Source organism: Vulcanisaeta distributa JCM 11216 (assembly GCF_001315985.1).
GTDB lineage: Archaea > Thermoproteota > Thermoprotei > Thermoproteales > Thermocladiaceae > Vulcanisaeta > Vulcanisaeta distributa_E.
Window position 1 is genome coordinate 1 of record NZ_BBBI01000018.1, and the last position, 15,133, is coordinate 15,133.

At 45.7% G+C, this 15,133-nt stretch carries 16 protein-coding genes; 4 read left to right on the forward strand and 12 right to left on the reverse strand.

What is annotated here, in order from left to right; translation table 11 throughout:
- Positions 1-80 precede the first annotated feature (80 nt).
- From JCM11216_RS11625 to JCM11216_RS11650, 7 genes are all read right to left on the reverse strand, one after another.
- Complete coding sequence (locus JCM11216_RS11625; protein WP_054854294.1) at positions 81-1,352, reverse strand: FAD-dependent oxidoreductase; 1,272 nt, start codon at positions 1,350-1,352, stop codon at positions 81-83.
- Entirely contained in the window at positions 1,331-2,194 is an 864-nt protein-coding gene (locus tag JCM11216_RS11630; protein WP_243676191.1) for a hypothetical protein, read from the reverse strand. Before JCM11216_RS11630 ends, JCM11216_RS11625 begins: the two co-directional genes overlap by 22 nt.
- Entirely contained in the window at positions 2,103-2,954 is an 852-nt protein-coding gene (locus JCM11216_RS11635; protein WP_054854296.1) for a 4Fe-4S binding protein, read from the reverse strand. The genes JCM11216_RS11630 and JCM11216_RS11635 overlap by 92 nt, the downstream gene beginning before the upstream one ends.
- A complete protein-coding gene (locus JCM11216_RS19505) occupies positions 2,903-3,076 on the reverse strand; it encodes an FAD-dependent oxidoreductase (RefSeq protein WP_243676192.1) in 174 nt (57 codons plus the stop codon). The genes JCM11216_RS11635 and JCM11216_RS19505 overlap by 52 nt, the downstream gene beginning before the upstream one ends.
- Positions 3,077-3,080: 4 nt before the next feature.
- A complete protein-coding gene (locus JCM11216_RS11640; protein ID WP_054854297.1) occupies positions 3,081-3,680 on the reverse strand; it encodes a 2-oxoacid:acceptor oxidoreductase family protein in 600 nt (199 codons plus the stop codon).
- 111 nt (positions 3,681-3,791) lie between these two features.
- Positions 3,792-4,628: a thiamine pyrophosphate-dependent enzyme gene (locus JCM11216_RS11645; protein WP_054854298.1), complete on the reverse strand. Its 837-nt coding sequence runs from the start codon at positions 4,626-4,628 to the stop codon at positions 3,792-3,794.
- Positions 4,625-6,139, reverse strand: coding sequence for a 2-oxoacid:acceptor oxidoreductase subunit alpha (locus JCM11216_RS11650; protein WP_243676193.1), 1,515 nt, complete (start codon positions 6,137-6,139; stop codon positions 4,625-4,627). Before JCM11216_RS11650 ends, JCM11216_RS11645 begins: the two co-directional genes overlap by 4 nt.
- Before the next feature lie 248 nt (positions 6,140-6,387).
- Between JCM11216_RS11650 and JCM11216_RS11655 the strand changes: the two genes are divergently transcribed.
- Entirely contained in the window at positions 6,388-7,233 is an 846-nt protein-coding gene (locus JCM11216_RS11655) for a serine protein kinase RIO (RefSeq protein ID WP_054854331.1), read from the forward strand.
- A gap of 269 nt (positions 7,234-7,502) precedes the next feature.
- Here the strand turns inward: JCM11216_RS11655 and JCM11216_RS11660 are convergent, their stop codons facing one another.
- The gene (locus JCM11216_RS11660; protein WP_054854332.1) at positions 7,503-7,823 is read right to left on the reverse strand and encodes a hypothetical protein; all 321 of its coding nucleotides are present in this window, start codon (positions 7,821-7,823) and stop codon (positions 7,503-7,505) included.
- Positions 7,824-7,914: 91 nt separating this feature from the next.
- On the reverse strand, positions 7,915-8,460 hold the full coding sequence (locus tag JCM11216_RS11665) for a hypothetical protein (RefSeq protein WP_054854299.1): 546 nt from the start codon (positions 8,458-8,460) through the stop codon (positions 7,915-7,917).
- Positions 8,461-8,569: 109 nt separating this feature from the next.
- Here JCM11216_RS11665 and JCM11216_RS19510 point away from each other — a divergent pair, with 109 nt between their 5' ends.
- The 3 genes from JCM11216_RS19510 to rgy are packed head-to-tail and all read left to right on the forward strand — an operon-like array spanning position 8,570 to position 12,380.
- A complete protein-coding gene (locus JCM11216_RS19510; protein ID WP_243676194.1) occupies positions 8,570-9,409 on the forward strand; it encodes a DEAD/DEAH box helicase in 840 nt (279 codons plus the stop codon).
- A complete protein-coding gene (locus tag JCM11216_RS19515; RefSeq protein ID WP_243676195.1) occupies positions 9,406-9,648 on the forward strand; it encodes a hypothetical protein in 243 nt (80 codons plus the stop codon). Before JCM11216_RS19510 ends, JCM11216_RS19515 begins: the two co-directional genes overlap by 4 nt.
- 47 nt (positions 9,649-9,695) lie before the next feature.
- Positions 9,696-12,380, forward strand: coding sequence for a reverse gyrase (rgy, locus tag JCM11216_RS11670; protein WP_243676196.1), 2,685 nt, complete (start codon positions 9,696-9,698; stop codon positions 12,378-12,380).
- Here rgy and JCM11216_RS11675 read toward each other — a convergent pair.
- Genes JCM11216_RS11675 through JCM11216_RS11685 form a run of 3 tightly spaced genes read right to left on the reverse strand, consistent with a single transcriptional unit; the run spans position 12,373 to position 15,084 of the window.
- Positions 12,373-13,242 carry a hypothetical protein gene (locus tag JCM11216_RS11675; RefSeq protein WP_243676197.1) on the reverse strand — a complete coding sequence of 290 codons (870 nt, stop codon included), beginning with the start codon at positions 13,240-13,242 and terminating at the stop codon, positions 12,373-12,375. The two genes, rgy and JCM11216_RS11675, sit on opposite strands and share 8 nt — an antisense overlap.
- Positions 13,202-14,512 (reverse strand): adenosylcobalamin-dependent ribonucleoside-diphosphate reductase, encoded by a 1,311-nt coding sequence (locus JCM11216_RS11680; RefSeq protein WP_243676217.1) that lies wholly within the window; start codon positions 14,510-14,512, stop codon positions 13,202-13,204. The genes JCM11216_RS11675 and JCM11216_RS11680 overlap by 41 nt, the downstream gene beginning before the upstream one ends.
- Positions 14,512-15,084, reverse strand: a complete 573-nt coding sequence (locus tag JCM11216_RS11685) for a hypothetical protein (protein WP_054854302.1) — start codon at positions 15,082-15,084, stop codon at positions 14,512-14,514. The genes JCM11216_RS11680 and JCM11216_RS11685 overlap by 1 nt, the downstream gene beginning before the upstream one ends.
- Positions 15,085-15,133 lie beyond the last annotated feature (49 nt).

Here is a 15,133-nt window from a genome sequence, read left to right on the forward strand (position 1 = left end):
CGCGTAGGGCGGGTACTGCATCTTAAATATGCCGGCGTTGTCGGCGGCCCAATACGAACAATAAGCACATGTGAACATTATCACCTTCCTCTCAGGCTCCTCAGCCAAGGCAGCCTCAATCTGAGCCATAATGCGTCGTCACTCAAGGCATCAAGTGTTATGGCATCCTGTGGGCATTCAGCCACGCACGCACCGCAGCCCTGGCAGGCGGCTGGTATATGCTCAATCCATTTACCCGGTACACCCCTAATGGCGCCGTATGGACAAGCCTTAATGCAGAGACCGCACTTAGTGCATTTAGACCAATCGAACTTTGGTATGAATGGTTCCTTGGTGACATAGCCCTGGGCAAGCATCATTAACGCCCTTGAGGCAGCTGCATAGCCCTCGGCGATGGCCTCGGCCACATTCTTCGGACCCCCCCTAGCTGCACCGGCTATGAATATTCCTGGGGGGGTCATCGTGTCCACGGGGGGGCCAAGCTTCGGGTGAGCCTCCATCAGGAAGCCCTCCTGATCCTTAGAAAGCCTCAGCACCTTGGAAACCTCGTCTGTATCCTCACTGGGCACCAGACCTATGTTGAGGATTACGTTGTCAAACGGCACCTCAACCTCATCTCCTAACTCGACGTCATGTACTATTAACTTATTGGTATCCATTCTTATGGCCTCGGTTAACTCGGCCTTCCTGGGAATCCTAATGAAGAGCACGCCGGCATCCCTGGCCTTCTTATATAAGTCCTCGACCTCAGGGTCCACGCCCATTATATCCCTGTAAATTAGGACCACGTTCTTACCCTGACTCCTCAACTCAATGGCCTTACTCAAGCCCACGGCACAGCAGTACCTTGAACATCCCCTACCACTGGTTCTAGAACCGACGCAGTTTATTATCGCCACATTCCTACCATCGACGGTTTTCCCACTCTCAAGGTCAAGCGTTGTTAATACCCTTGGATCCTTACCATAGTTAAACTCCATCGGTACGTAGGGCTTGGCTCCCGTAGCCACTATTATTGCGCCAACGTCGAGTTCAACGCCGTTGCTTAGGACTACGTGGAAGTTACCCGTGAAGCCAGACACGTCCTTAATAGTCGTTCCAAGCATGAACTTAACACCAACCTCCCTAGCCTCCTCAACCATCCTATCGAGCAATTTCTTGGACTCAATACCCTCAGGCTCAAGCCTATTCAAACGCCTAAGCATGCCGCCGCATTCATCGGCCTTTTCAACAAGTATTGTCTCAATACCGGCACCAGCTAACCCAGTGGCCGCCGCCAGCCCAGCAGGTCCGCAACCAACAACCAACGCTCTCTTAATCACCGGTAACTTTATTGTCTGTAGCGGCACCATGTGATGAACCTTGCTACGGCCATTCTTATCATGTCCTTGGCCTTCTCTGTGGCTACCTTCCTGTCGTTGTGGACCCAGGTGTCCAGGTTCCTAATGTTCGTCATCTCCACGAGGTAAGGATTAAGACCAGCCCTCCTCGCAGCATCCTGGAAAAACCTCAAATGCGTAACTGGGGGGGAGCATGATGCAACGACGACCCTATTCAGTTTCTTCTCCTTAATTACCTCAGTTATCCTGTCTAATGATGATTTAGCACATGCGAACTGGAGATCCTCTGCATGAACTACGTCGGGCATTTGCTTAGCGGCCTCCACCAACGCAGGAACATCAGCAACACCGGCTATGTTAGTGCCGCAGTGGCATACGAAGACCCCCCCGACCCTAATTGGGTATGGTTCTATGGTCTCCTCATACTTCTCCTCCTCAATCACACCAGGGCTTGCGTACCTAATAGCCTGTATCGCTGCAGCCAAACCAGTAACCACTGACTCTGAAATATCCCTGGGTCCACCCGCTGAGCCAGCAACGAAGATACCAGGTCTCGTTGTTAATGTTGGGTTGGCAGGGTCAGTCCTTACAAAACCAACCCTATCTAGTGAAATACTCAATATCTTACTCAACTTACTCATGTCATTCACAGGCTTTGCAGAGGGTGCTAGGACGACCATGTCATACTCATTTACAACGACCTTCTTATTCCTCGTGTCCTCAAATCTAACGATTATCTTACCATTCCTCTCACCAAGGATTTCAGGCCTGCCCCCCCAAACAATGTTTATACCCTCTTTTAGAGCCCCTGTCGAAGAAACCCTCGAATCCCTTACCGTATGTCCTGACATCATTCATGTACATTATAGTCACGTTTTTAATGCCATGAAGTACCTTGGCATATATACCCTGCTTAAGCAGGTAGGTGCAGCAGAAACCGGAACAATAATCATTATACTTATTATTTCTCGAGCCAACACAGGACACGAGCAATACGTTTTCCGGCTCCTCACCTGTGCTCGGTTTAACAACAACACCACTTGATGGTCCTGATGCATTAACGAGCCTCTCGAATTCCATTGACGTGACCACGTCCATGTACCTACCATAACCATACTCCCCAAGTATGTCGCCCCCCCTCTCTAACTCAAAACCTGTAGACACAATTACGGCAGCGACGTCGCGTTCTATGACCTTGGGCATCATTGTGTATATTATGGCGTTCCTATCGCATGCCTTGGCGCATCTATCGCATGGGAAGTAATTCGGCGGTTTGTTTAGGCAATGATCAATGTCGAGCATGTATATTCCTGGCTCGGCCTGTGGGAATGGTAGGTATATCGCCTTCCTCGCACCAATACCTGCCTCAAACTCACTGGGAACAACCACTGGGCATACATCCTCACATTGACCGCATTTGGTGCAGTCGTCGGTCACGTACCTAGGCTTAACCAATATCCTAGCCTTAAAGTCACCCGGTGATCCCATTAAGTCAAGTAATTCGGCGGGTGCCAGCAATTCGATATTTGGATGTCTCGCAACATCGCTTATTAGTGGTCCTTCTATGCATATGCTGCAGTCGAGTGTTGGGAATGTCTTGTCGAGCATCGCCATCTTACCGCCAATGGCGGGTGACTTCTCAACAAGCGTAACTCTATAACCATGTTAGCCAGGGCAAGGGCAGCCTCAATACCGGCAATACCGCCACCCAGGATTAGAATTCTATTGGTTGGCATGTGATCACCTTAACCCCCCCTGCAGATACTTCCTACCATAATCAAGACCTGCCTGGAATGCCTTTATGTTCATTTCCTGAATCGATGTATCGAGTTTACCAGCCCTTCTTGTTACATTCTTTATTGCGTTGATTATATGGTCCTCCTTTAGTAATGGGTCAAGGACGGCCGTTATAACGCCGACCAAAACAACATTCATTGTTAATCTTCTGCCTGTTACGTTCTCGGCTATTTCAGTTGCAGGTACAGGAATTATTACATAATCACTTGCATTTGTGATTGATGGCTTATAAATCGTATTTTCATAAATGAATATACCACCTCTACGGAGACTCTTAAATTCCAGGTTAAATGCCTGTTGCGTGGTCGCGAGGAATATGTCGGCCTCATCAATGAGTGGGTAATCAACCATCTCCTTAGCTATTATGAGGTCAGCCCTGGACCAGCCACCCCCCCTCTGCTCTGGGCTATACGTTATTGTCAATATTGAGTCAAGACCACCCATTGCGGCCGCCATACCAAGAAGCCTACCAGCAAAGACTATGCCATGGCCGCCAAGCCCCCCCATGAGCCTGATACGTATCTGATCGAACTGTTGTAGCATATTTTTCTATTGATAAATAATCATGAAACCTTAATAAACTTTATTCTAATTTGACAAAAATTATTTTAAATTATACGAAAATATGAGAAAAAAGTTTAAGATTTATGATCACTATCCATACGATATGGGTCTCTCTCTTTTCACAAAATTTCCCAGGATAATCTTCTTCATACTGAAATCAATCTCTAAATCCGCCAGATTCGCATTATGGTCAATCACGGGTCTTTCTCTTAATATCTTCATTAAGTCGACGGCATCACCCATGGCATTTCTATCGGTATAGATAATACAAGGTGATAGCACTTCAATAACGGCGAAGCCCTTAACCTTAAACATCTCAAGGAGGGATTGGTAAAGTTCATTTTGGTGAAGAACCGTCCATCTGGCCACGTACGAGGCGCCCGCAGCGTATGCCAATAATGGCACGTTGAATGGATTCTCGTAATGACCATATGGCGATGTCGTCGTCTTAGCGCCCTTGGGCGTTGTTGGACTGTACTGGCCGCCTGTCATTCCATAGATGAAGTTATTGACTATTATTACGTTAATATCATCATTCCTCCTGGCCGCATGTATGAAGTGGTTACCACCTATGGCGAGGATATCACCATCGCCGCCAACTACTGTCACCTCAAGTTCAGGGTTAGCCATCTTTAACCCAACGGCGAAGGGTATGGCCCTACCGTGGGTTACGTGGTACGCATCTAGTTTTAAGTATCCGCCAAGCCTACCTGTGCAGCCTATGCCCGTGACTATCACGTGCTTCTCAACGGGTATTCCCGAATTCTTTATGGCCCTAGCCAATAATTTAAGTAGTATGCCTAACCCACAACCCGGGCACCAAATGTGCGGTAACCTATCAATCCTTATTAAGTCCTTAATATCCTCATAGGACTTAGGCAGTTCCACCTTAACTCCTGTGGTCGTTACCTCGGCCTCCACACTCATCCTTCAATCACCTTTCTCACGTTATTAATTACATAATCAGGATCTGGAATATAACCAGGGGGGGCGTAAGGTATGTGCTCCACTGGAACACCTCTCGAGAATTCCCTAACCACGTGGTACATCTTACCCATGTTGACCTCAACAGTTACGAACTTCTGAACGCCTCTAGAGGCCAAGTTCTCCACGACCCAGCCTGGGAATGGCCACGCGGTCTTTGGCCTAAGCATACCAACCCTGTAGCCCTGTGCCCTCAGCACCTTTATTGCCCTCCTCACAGAGCCCGATGTTGAACCGTAGGATACAATTACGTACTCCGCATCATCGAGCATATACTCCTCCCACTCGGCTATTTCCTTCTCATTCTCCCTAATCTTACGGACAAGCCTCATCACAAGCTTAAACGATGCATCCCTATCCGTGGTCGGGTATCCCTTATCAGTATGCGTCAATGACTCATTATTAGCCCTATAGCCGGTGCCGGCTATAGCCATTGGCGGTACTAAGTACCTACTGTCGTATGGCAAGTATTGGTCTGGGGGGGGCACCGTGGGCTTCGGCCTCTCCACAATCTCTATCTCATCGAACTCGGGAACCCTAACCTTACCATACATATGCCCAACTAATTGATCAGAGAGTACAATGGCCACAACCCTATACTTCTCAGCCATGTTAATTGCCTTTATTGTAAAGTCAAAGGCCTCCTGAGGATTGGCAGGTAAGTAAGCCACTATCTCATAATCACCATGTGAACCATACTTAGCCTGCAGTATGTCTCCCTGCCCTAATAATGTCGGTATTCCAGTTGATGGGCCTGCCCTCATTACATCAACAATCAGCGCCGGAATCTCGAGCATTGAGCCAAGCCCAATCTCCTCCTGCATCAGTGAGAAGCCTGGACCTGATGTTGCCGTCATCGACTTAACCCCCCCAGCGGCTGATGCCCCCCCAAGCACAGCCATTATACTGCCTATCTCGTCCTCCATCTGGATGAACTTACCACCAACCTGCGGTAGCCTGTACGACATGTACTCCGCAATCTCATTTGACGGGGGGGTTATTGGGTAACCGGCATAGAACCTACAACCCGCCGTTATTGCGCCCTCGGCAACGGCCGTATTACCATCTAGGAAGTGAATGCCAGGCCTTAACAGTTTATCCAAGTCCTTCTTATAGAGTTCAGCACTGTGGGCATGTCTACTCACCCCGTAGTACTTATCGTATGTTATGTACTCCTCAGAAACAACCGTAATTGCGAAGTCTGGGCAAACCTTCTCGCACATTCTACAGGCGACGCAGTCAAGTTCCTTACCCGGCTTAACAACTGGGTAGTGATAGCCCTTGGAATTAACGTCCTTGGACTCCTCAAGGACACCGTTGGGGGGGCAGAACTCAATGCAGAACCTGCAATCCTTACAAAGATCAATATTAACGATAATCTTACCAATCGGCCGTTTCATCTTATGGAGATTTACGAGCCTACGCATTGACCAGACCTCGTCTTGTTGAACCAAAGCCATATCTCCTAAATTCTTTTCATTAGAAATACTTTTAAATCTTTTTTCTTCTTCAATCGTACAATACCCATTGATTTTAACCTTTTGCATGCATTTTTATTCATCTTTATATATTGAATTCATTAGAATATTTCTCATGGGAGTAAGCAAAATGGCTTTTACGGACCAAATTAATATATAAAGTACCAATTTGTTTCATTAATCCAGTGGGTAATCACGATATTGATAGGATCATCCGGGAGAGAATGGAGAGTAGAAGGTTTAGGATAAAGGATATTGATCAATTAAAGACCATCGATGATGTATTTAATCAATACACAATAGATGCCTTGAGAGAACTAATGAATAGGCGTGTTATTGATGAGGTTTATGGCCCAGTTGCGCAGGGTAAGGAGGCCAAGGTAATATGGGCTAAGGCACCCGACGGCACAGACATCGCGCTAAAAATCTTTTATACATCAACGGCACAATTCATTAGGGGGGGTAGGTACAAGTACCTGCTCGGTGATCCACGATTTACAGGCGTTAGGATTACTAATACGAGGAAGCTCGTTGAGTATTGGTGCAGGAAGGAGTTCAGTAATTTAGGTGATGCTTACAACGCGGGTGTCAGGGTGCCCAAGCCAATAACCTTTAATAGGAATATCCTGGTCATGGAGTTCATAAGCTATAGAGGAATAAGCGGTATACCGGCGCCGCTGATCAAGGATGAACCACCTGAAAACCCTGCGGCTGCCTACTTAACAATAATTAAGTATGTGGAGAGAGCATTTATTTTGGGTAAGATAATCCATGCAGACCTAAGCGAGTTTAATATCGTTAATACGGGCAATGAATTAGTAATAATTGATTGGGGGGGTAGTGCCGTAAAGGCAAACCACCCCAATGCAACTGAGTTCTTACTAAGGGATATCGAGAACGTGAATAGGTACTTCAGTAGGGAGTTCCGTATCGAAGTATTCAACAGCAAAGTATTACTCAATACTCTACTGCGTAGATACGAGCATAGGGATAAGGCGATGAGTGACGACGATGACTGGTTATTAATTAATGGTAAGAGATTAATTGATGAGTTATCAGCCAATAATTAGGTGACAACACCGTATACCTAGACAGTAATTTAACATGGCAACTAGGCATTGATGACGCTTCCAATACTGCCCGAACACAAGCCATTTACTTTTCTTTAATTTATAAATGGAGATTTCCTTTCCGTAACATGTTGATTATTGGCTTTTTGGTTCTCTTTTCAATTCACTTACCTAGAGCGACTTAGTAAAAATATTGACTAATGACCTAACATCAAGTACGACGTTGGTCACCACCGACAATATGTGGAATACTTGATTACGTAGGTTAGTTATTGAGTTTTAGTGTCTCTCTCGCCCTGTTTCGTTAATGAATCATTAATTATACGTATTAACTCGCATATTTCCTCGCAAATACTTGATGGTTTTGCATTCGAGTACACATACTCTATTATCATTATAGGTGTCGCATACGTATTGATCCAGAATTCGGCAAAAAACCTTCCATCTCTATCCACCAAATGAACCTCCATATTACTATTATTGCTGAACCTGATCATGTACCTTGACCCATCAGTAAATGACTGTCTCTCCACTGAACTTGCATTACAGGTTCTCATAAGTAAATCAGCCACTAAACCGGCAATACGCATATTCACTAAGTTCCCCTTTTCAATGCCTATTTTTAAACCATGCCATTCCATCCCGATGCAGTACAGAACCAATTCAATTTATGCTAAGTAATTACTTAATTATGATTGTATCATCGTCATCATCACTAGACTGAGACTTAAACATCATAATGAAGAACTTATACAGCGATGATAATTTACCGTTAAGCAAATCCTCGATTAATTGCCATGACGTGGTTAACAATCCAGCGTCGTAGAGCGCAAGTCCAAAACCGAGGTAATGATCACCGATTAATTGCGGGTCTGATATCGTAAGTCCTAGGCCTGCATAGTGAATTATTGATACGTATGTGAAGTATATGAGGGCTATTATGAAGAACGTGATGTAGGTTATCATTAATGCCTTAGCCCTAGAGGTCATCTTGCTAAAGTTTCCCCCCCTTAATTGCTTGATCATCGTTATTGACGATATGACTAGCATGGAAAGCATGAACATGAACACGGGCGTTATCACGAGTATTGTCAAGTCAGCTGTGCCGTAAATCCACAGTTCAGTAAGTACGTAATCCACGGCAACTGCCATGGCCAGGGCAGACACTAGCGACATTATGTATACGTACCGCACATAGTCCTGAATACTGCCCGTATTAACTGACATACTACTCAAGCAATATCATTGTAATATCAATATTTAACCCTATCAATTAAGATCTCGGTTGGTAACGAATGTTTATTAAGGGGGGGTTTAATAATGTGGTGAGGATTAAATGGAGAAGCAACCGTTGGTTATATATCGAAGGGCGTGCCCTAACTGTGGAGGGGGGGATATTACATCAGATAGGTTGGGTGCTGGTTTGCCATGCCATAAGTGTTTACCTGATGTACCAAGGAAAGTAGCGAGTGCCGTTGAGGTATTAAATACATTGGAAAGGCTTGGTACGATAAATAGATTAAGGTCGTTGGCTAACCTGATCAATGAATATAACGAATTCGCCAACATGTTCAGGAGGATAATTGGAACTAACATGTGGGGGGGTGCTCAGAGACTGTGGGCCAGGAGGATAATTAAGGGCAAAAGCTTCGCAATAGTTGCACCAACTGGGAGTGGAAAAACGACCTTCGGCATGGTTGCATCGCTATACATAGTCACTAGAAAGAGGGGGGGGAGGGTATTGATTGTTGTTCCAACGTCGACGTTGGCTTACGACATTCATAGAAGACTAAGTGATTACTCGGCTAAGATAGGCGCCAGTGTTAGGATTGTAATGGCGTCATCAATACTGTCGAAGCAGGAGTTGGCTGAGGCCATGAAGACAATTGAGAATGGTGACTTTGACATATTAATAGTAACCAATGCCTTTCTACCGAGGCACATGGACCTGCTCAGTAGGTATAGGTTCTCGCTTATATTCGTTGATGATGTGGATAGCGTCCTTAAGGCATCCAGCAAAAACATTGATAGGCTGTTGCTACTGCTTGGTATTAATGAGGAGGCGCTCCATAAGGCTTTGACCGTGGTTGACCTAATGAAGAAGCTCAGAAAGGCTATTAGGTTTAGAGCGAGTGAGGAAGAGATTAGTAGGCTTAGGAGGATATTAAGAAATTGAATGCTGAACTAACCAATTACATCAAGAACAATAATATCGGCATACTAATAGCCTCAGGGGCATTAACGAGGATGAGGAGGACAGCCAGGTTATTCCTATTCAGGGAGTTTCTTGGTTTTGAAACCGGCGGTAGGGCTGAGGGGTTAAGAAATGTGGTTGATGTTTACGTAAAGCCCAAGGACTCTTTAATAAGCACGACCGTCGATGTAGTGAAAAGACTAGGCGGTGGGGGGGAATAATTTACGTACCACCAGACCTGAAGGACATTATTGATAAGTTAAGTGAGATGTTAAATAATAATGGGATAAGGGCGGCAACCTACCTAAAGCCAAGTAAGTCCTTACTTAATGACTTTGTTGAGGGTAAAATCGACGTATTAATAGGGCTTGCCACATCCAGGTCATCCCTGGTCAGAGGTATTGACTTACCTCAAAGGGTCACATACGTAGTTTTTGCGGGTATTCCACGCATGAGGTTTAGGTTAAGGCTTGAGGAATTCACGCCAATAAAGTACCTAGTATTTCTATTCTCAATTAGGAATGTCGTCCCTCAATACTTAAGGAATGATATTGATAGGGTCATCGCAAGGCTCAGGAACTTAACTGTACTAAACCAGGAACAAATCAATAACTTATTAAAGGCTATTGAGGAAGGTAAGGAATTAAGTGGGTTCGATAAATACGCGGCCGATGTAATTAAGGAAGCAATAGACCTAGTAAATAAACTGTTAGGTGACCCAAGCACTAGAAGAATGATAGAACAATCAAATGAGGTCGGCCTTGAATATAGGGGGGGTAATGAACTTTATATAATTATTCCTGACGTGACGACGTATATCCAGGGTAGTGGTAGGACCTCAAGGCTCTACGTCGGCGGTGTGTCTTTGGGTTTGTCAGTGTTGATTGTGGATAATGATAAGGTGTTTAATGGCCTAGTCAGGAATCTTAGATATAGACTTGAGGATATTAAGATACAAGACATCAATGAAGTTAATATTGATGATTTAATGAAAAAGATCAGAGATGAGAGGGAGCTGATAAGGAATATAATGCTTGGGAAGATACCCAATCAATTCATCGAGAGGGATCCATTAAGAACCGTCTTTGTCATTGTTGAATCACCGACCAAGGCAAGGACCATTGCTAGTTTCTTTGGAGTGCCCACTAGGAGGGAGGTTGGTCCTTTAATAATCTACGAAGCCACCCTGGGCAACCTGTACCTATTAATAACGGCCACTAAGGGCCACATGTGGGATTTAATACCGGCCAGCCCAGCCGATGTTAAGGAACTAACACCGGCCTTAAGGGCAGGGAAGATCCTTGATTACTATGGAGTGCTCAGGATCGGTAATAATTTCGTGCCAATCTACGGAACAATAAAGAGGTGCCCTGTCGGTGGCGAGGCGTATACCGAGGATGCTGATGTTTGTAAGATTCATGGTGTTAAGCTTGTTGATGCTATGGACATAGTTAATGCGATAAGGGATATAGCCACCGAGGTCGATCAGGTAATGATTGGTACCGACCCGGATGCTGAGGGTGAAAAGATTGCTTGGGATGTCTACATGATGCTGAGGCCCTACGTTAGTAACATTGTTAGGATTGAGTTTCATGAGGTCACTAAGAAGGCTATTATTGACGCAATCACAAATCCAAGAGCCATAAGTCTTAGCATGGTTGGTGCCCAATTGGTGAGGAGGATTGAGGATAGGTGGATTGGGTTTGGGCTTAGTCAGATTGTTCAGGGGGGGAAGTTTAATAGGAGGACATTATCGGCGGGTAGGGTCCAGACTCCAGTCCTTGGTTGGATAATAGAGAGGTATGATGAAAGTAGGAAGGATAAGATATACGCGGTAACCATGACGCTGAGCAATGGTGTAAAGGTTAGGTTAAGCATACCGCCAGATAAGGAGGAACTTATAAAGGCCCTCAAGGCAATGCATAGGAATAAGTCGACAGATGTTGAGATTAAGGTTAAGGTAACTAAGGCAGGTGAAGCTGAGGAGGAATTGAATCCAGCACCACCGTACACAACGGACGCCCTACTTAGGGACTCAGCGAACATACTTGGTTTAAGTGTTGAGCAGACAATGGCCATTGCCCAGGAATTATTCGAGTCAGGGCTTATAACATACCACAGGACCGACAGTACTAGGGTATCCAATGTGGGCATTGGCATTGCTAAGGAGTACATAAGTGATAGGTTTGGAAGTGATTATTTTGTGGGTAGGGCCTGGGGGGGTGGGAAGGAGGTTGGCGCTCATGAGTGCATAAGACCGACTAGGCCCATTGATAGTGATGACCTAAGGAACTTACTTAATACAGGTTTGCTTCAGTTGGCAATTAGGGTTACGGCTAATCACCTTAGGGTTTATGACTTAATCTTTAGGAGATTTATGGCAAGCCAGATGAAGAGCGCCAGGGTTTTGAAGGAGAGGTTTAAGATAAGTCTTTACCTCAATGGCGTAAGTGTTCATGAGGAGGAGGTGGAGAGGGTATCCAAGATATTAGAGCCTGGCTTCACAAAGGTTTGGGGTTACATCGAGGGTAGGGAGTATCAAGAACTTACGCCAGGTGAGTATGATATAACGAGTATTGATTATATTAAGAAGGTGAGCAGGACACCGCCACTTAGGGAGGGTGATATAATTGCTATGATGAGGGAGAGAGGTATTGGTAGACCAAGCACCTACGCTAAGATCGTTGATGTAATACTGAAGAGGCGCTATGCCCTAGTTGTCGGTAGGAGAATTAGGTACGTAGTGCCCACGAACCTTGGCCGCCAGGTTTATAGGTTCCTAACTGAGGAGAATAAGGAGTTTAGTGACTTGGTTAGTGAGGAGAGGACTAGGATTGTCGAGAAGCACATGGATGATGTTGAGGTTGGTGAGAGGGATTACATGGATGTGCTTAATGAGTTATTTAATGAGGCAATAAGTAAGGGCATACTTAAGGAGAACGTTATTAGTTAAACTTAACCACATGAACCAGTCTTGCAGTATGGGTCATCGGTCTCCCCCCCAAGCTCCTCCTGCATCTCCTCCTCAATACTCTCACCGCCATTGCCCTTAATCCTAACCAGCTTATCCTTAAGCGCAGATAAGGAAGTGTAACTAGTCTTTGCCTCGACCTTAGGCTTCGCCTCAACCTTAACCTCCTTAACCTCGACAGTTGGCTTAGCTCCGCGCCCTTAACGCCGGTGTATATTACCTGCACAGACTTACTCTTGTCCCTATACACAGTTATTCCAAAGGCATTGAGTAACCAGGCCAACCTATAGGCCTGCTCAACATCCTCTATGGGAGTATTGCTCGGCATATTAATCGTCTTACTAACGCCTGAGTCATTCCACCTGGCCCAAGTCACCTGCATGTATACGTGCCACTTCCAGTGAATCTCATGAGCCGTCCTAAGCAGGTCAGCCAGTGGGTGATCCCTCGGAAGTATTCCGTACTCCTCGACAAACTTCCTCGTTGATTCATCCAGCGTCTTCGTTTGCATTAACAGCTTGAGTGCAGTGTAGTTATACTCAATGAGCCTCCCAATTGATAAATTCCTAATGTAGGCAATTGCGAAGAGGGGCTCGATGCTTGAGTTCACACCGGCGATTAAGCTCCTGGAACCCTCAGGCGCTATACTCATTATGGATCCATTCCTAATACCCATCATACTAACATCTATCGACAAATCACCATCTAATGCCCTATATCCCTTAAGTACCGTTGCTGAGCCATCAATGATAGCCTTAACCTTCGGATCGTTATAGCCAACGTCAAGGATCTTCATGTACTCATCAACAGCCCCCCCTATCAATGGTGCTGGAGAACTTCTCAAGTCTCTCCCTGTGCTTTGTCCACGGTAGTACGCCCTCAGCCCAATCACTATGCTTATATGCCGGGTAAACACCCTTCTCCTTAGCCAACTCAATACTAGCCCTAACGGCCATCCTGGCTATGAAACTAGCCAATTCATTAGAGACGGCTAATGCCTGTGGTGAGTCGTATCTGAGGCCAAGGGCTATTAGGGTATCGGCAAGGCCGTTAGCACCAAGGCCAATCCTCCTGGTCTCAAGCACCCTCTTCCTAAGTCTTTCATGCGGTAGTTTATTGACGTCAATAACATCATCAAGGAACCTAACCGCCAACTGAACATCCCTCGCCAGAGAGTCCCAGTCAATTTTACCATCATAAACATATTTCACTAAATTAATGCTACCTAAATTACAACTTTCAAAATCATAAAGAGACTCTTCGCTACATGGGTTAGTTGCATTTATGACCTCACCAGGCAACTTCTCATTATTTATGAAGTTAGCCAGGTCCCTATTCCATAATCCCGGATCTCCACTGTCCCATGCAGACTTGACGATCTTGTCCCAAAGCTCCTTGGCATTTATCCTTCTCCAAATCCTTATTTTGCCGGCTTTTATAGCCTCGACACATCCCTCATAGCACTTAACGAACTCCTCACCCCCCCAGGTCTTGTATAGGCATGGGCACTCCCTCGGGTTTATTAGGTAAATGTCCTCGCCCTTGAGTGCCCTCTGCATGAAGTAGTCGTCTATGGTGACACTTATGTTGAAGTTCTGGAGCTGAAGGTCCTTAAGCTCGCCGCTCTTCGAGGTTATGAACTTCTCAATGTCTGGGTGCCACCAGAAGAGCATGCCCATCTGCGCACCACGCCTCTTGCCGCCCTGCTTAATCGTGTCCACCAACGTATCAAAGAGCCTCATGAAACTAAGAGGCCCGGAGGCTATCCCTGTCGTGCTCCTGACAATATCGCCCTCGGGCCTTAACTTCCCGAAGTTATAACCAACACCACCGCCCGATTGGAATATCAATGCGGCGAGTCTCAGGGCATCCATTATGCCAAAGTTGCACTCGGGATCCTCCCTATTCGTATCGCTCTCCCTGGATAGGCAGTCATCAATGGGCACAACGAAGCATGCAGAAAGTTGTCCAAGCCTCGTCATGGCGTTATAGAGCGTTGGTGAGTTGGGCATGAATTTTAGCTGGCTCATCATGTCGTAGAACCTCCTGGCCCACGTTATTGGGTCACCACCGTACTTAAGCTCTGCGTAGGCAACGCCCATCGCAGTCCTCATCACAGGTACTGGGGGGGCGTCTCGAAGAATGTGCCATCAAGTCTCTTCAGTAGGTATCTACTCATTAGCGTCCTAACGCCATTGTAGGTTAGCAATAAGTCCCTGCTGGGGGGGTCGAGGTACTCAGCCAACTCATCAATGTGCTGGGCATACCAAGCACTCATCTCCGAATCCCAAATCCTAAGCTCAAGCCCAATCCTGAACCATGTCTTGAAGCCCTCCCTATACGCATCCTCGAATTTAATTCTGCCCTTATTAATCGCCTTAACGATGTCCTTACCCCCCCAAACCTGCTTATACACGCTCCATAGTAAGTAATTCCTAGCCGCGTCATGCCATCTTAGGTCATCAGTGACCATGTTCAGCATTATCAATTGAATCCTATCTGATAATTCATTGGTTGATATAGTGCCTTTAATATCGAGAGCACCAATGACTAAGTCAGGATCTGGTACACCGGCGAGTTTAAGAGAACTAGCTAGCTTATCTTTTGAGTAGTCCTCGGTACTTCCATTCCTCTTTAGAACCTTTATCTCAATCACCTTACTTGTTATCTCAGTACTTAATGACACATTCCAGATTTTAAATTACTTTATTAATAATGCAAAGAGACAAAATAAG

What these genes read in the sequence shown, in the direction of transcription:
- JCM11216_RS11625 (WP_054854294.1), bottom strand. Translation starts at nt 1,352, where the DNA reads ATGGTGCCGCTACAGACAATAAAGTTACCGGTGATTAAGAGAGCGTTG.
- JCM11216_RS11630 (WP_243676191.1), bottom strand. Translation starts at nt 2,194, where the DNA reads ATGATGTCAGGACATACGGTAAGGGATTCGAGGGTTTCTTCGACAGGG.
- JCM11216_RS11635 (WP_054854296.1), bottom strand. Translation starts at nt 2,954, where the DNA reads ATGGCGATGCTCGACAAGACATTCCCAACACTCGACTGCAGCATATGC.
- JCM11216_RS19505 (WP_243676192.1), bottom strand. Translation starts at nt 3,076, where the DNA reads ATGCCAACCAATAGAATTCTAATCCTGGGTGGCGGTATTGCCGGTATT.
- JCM11216_RS11640 (WP_054854297.1), bottom strand. Translation starts at nt 3,680, where the DNA reads ATGCTACAACAGTTCGATCAGATACGTATCAGGCTCATGGGGGGGCTT.
- JCM11216_RS11645 (WP_054854298.1), bottom strand. Translation starts at nt 4,628, where the DNA reads ATGAGTGTGGAGGCCGAGGTAACGACCACAGGAGTTAAGGTGGAACTG.
- JCM11216_RS11655 (WP_054854331.1), top strand. Translation starts at nt 6,388, where the DNA reads ATGGAGAGTAGAAGGTTTAGGATAAAGGATATTGATCAATTAAAGACC.
- JCM11216_RS11660 (WP_054854332.1), bottom strand. Translation starts at nt 7,823, where the DNA reads ATGCGTATTGCCGGTTTAGTGGCTGATTTACTTATGAGAACCTGTAAT.
- JCM11216_RS11665 (WP_054854299.1), bottom strand. Translation starts at nt 8,460, where the DNA reads ATGTCAGTTAATACGGGCAGTATTCAGGACTATGTGCGGTACGTATAC.
- JCM11216_RS19510 (WP_243676194.1), top strand. Translation starts at nt 8,570, where the DNA reads ATGGAGAAGCAACCGTTGGTTATATATCGAAGGGCGTGCCCTAACTGT.
- rgy (WP_243676196.1), top strand. Translation starts at nt 9,696, where the DNA reads ATGTTAAATAATAATGGGATAAGGGCGGCAACCTACCTAAAGCCAAGT.
- JCM11216_RS11680 (WP_243676217.1), bottom strand. Translation starts at nt 14,512, where the DNA reads ATGAGGACTGCGATGGGCGTTGCCTACGCAGAGCTTAAGTACGGTGGT.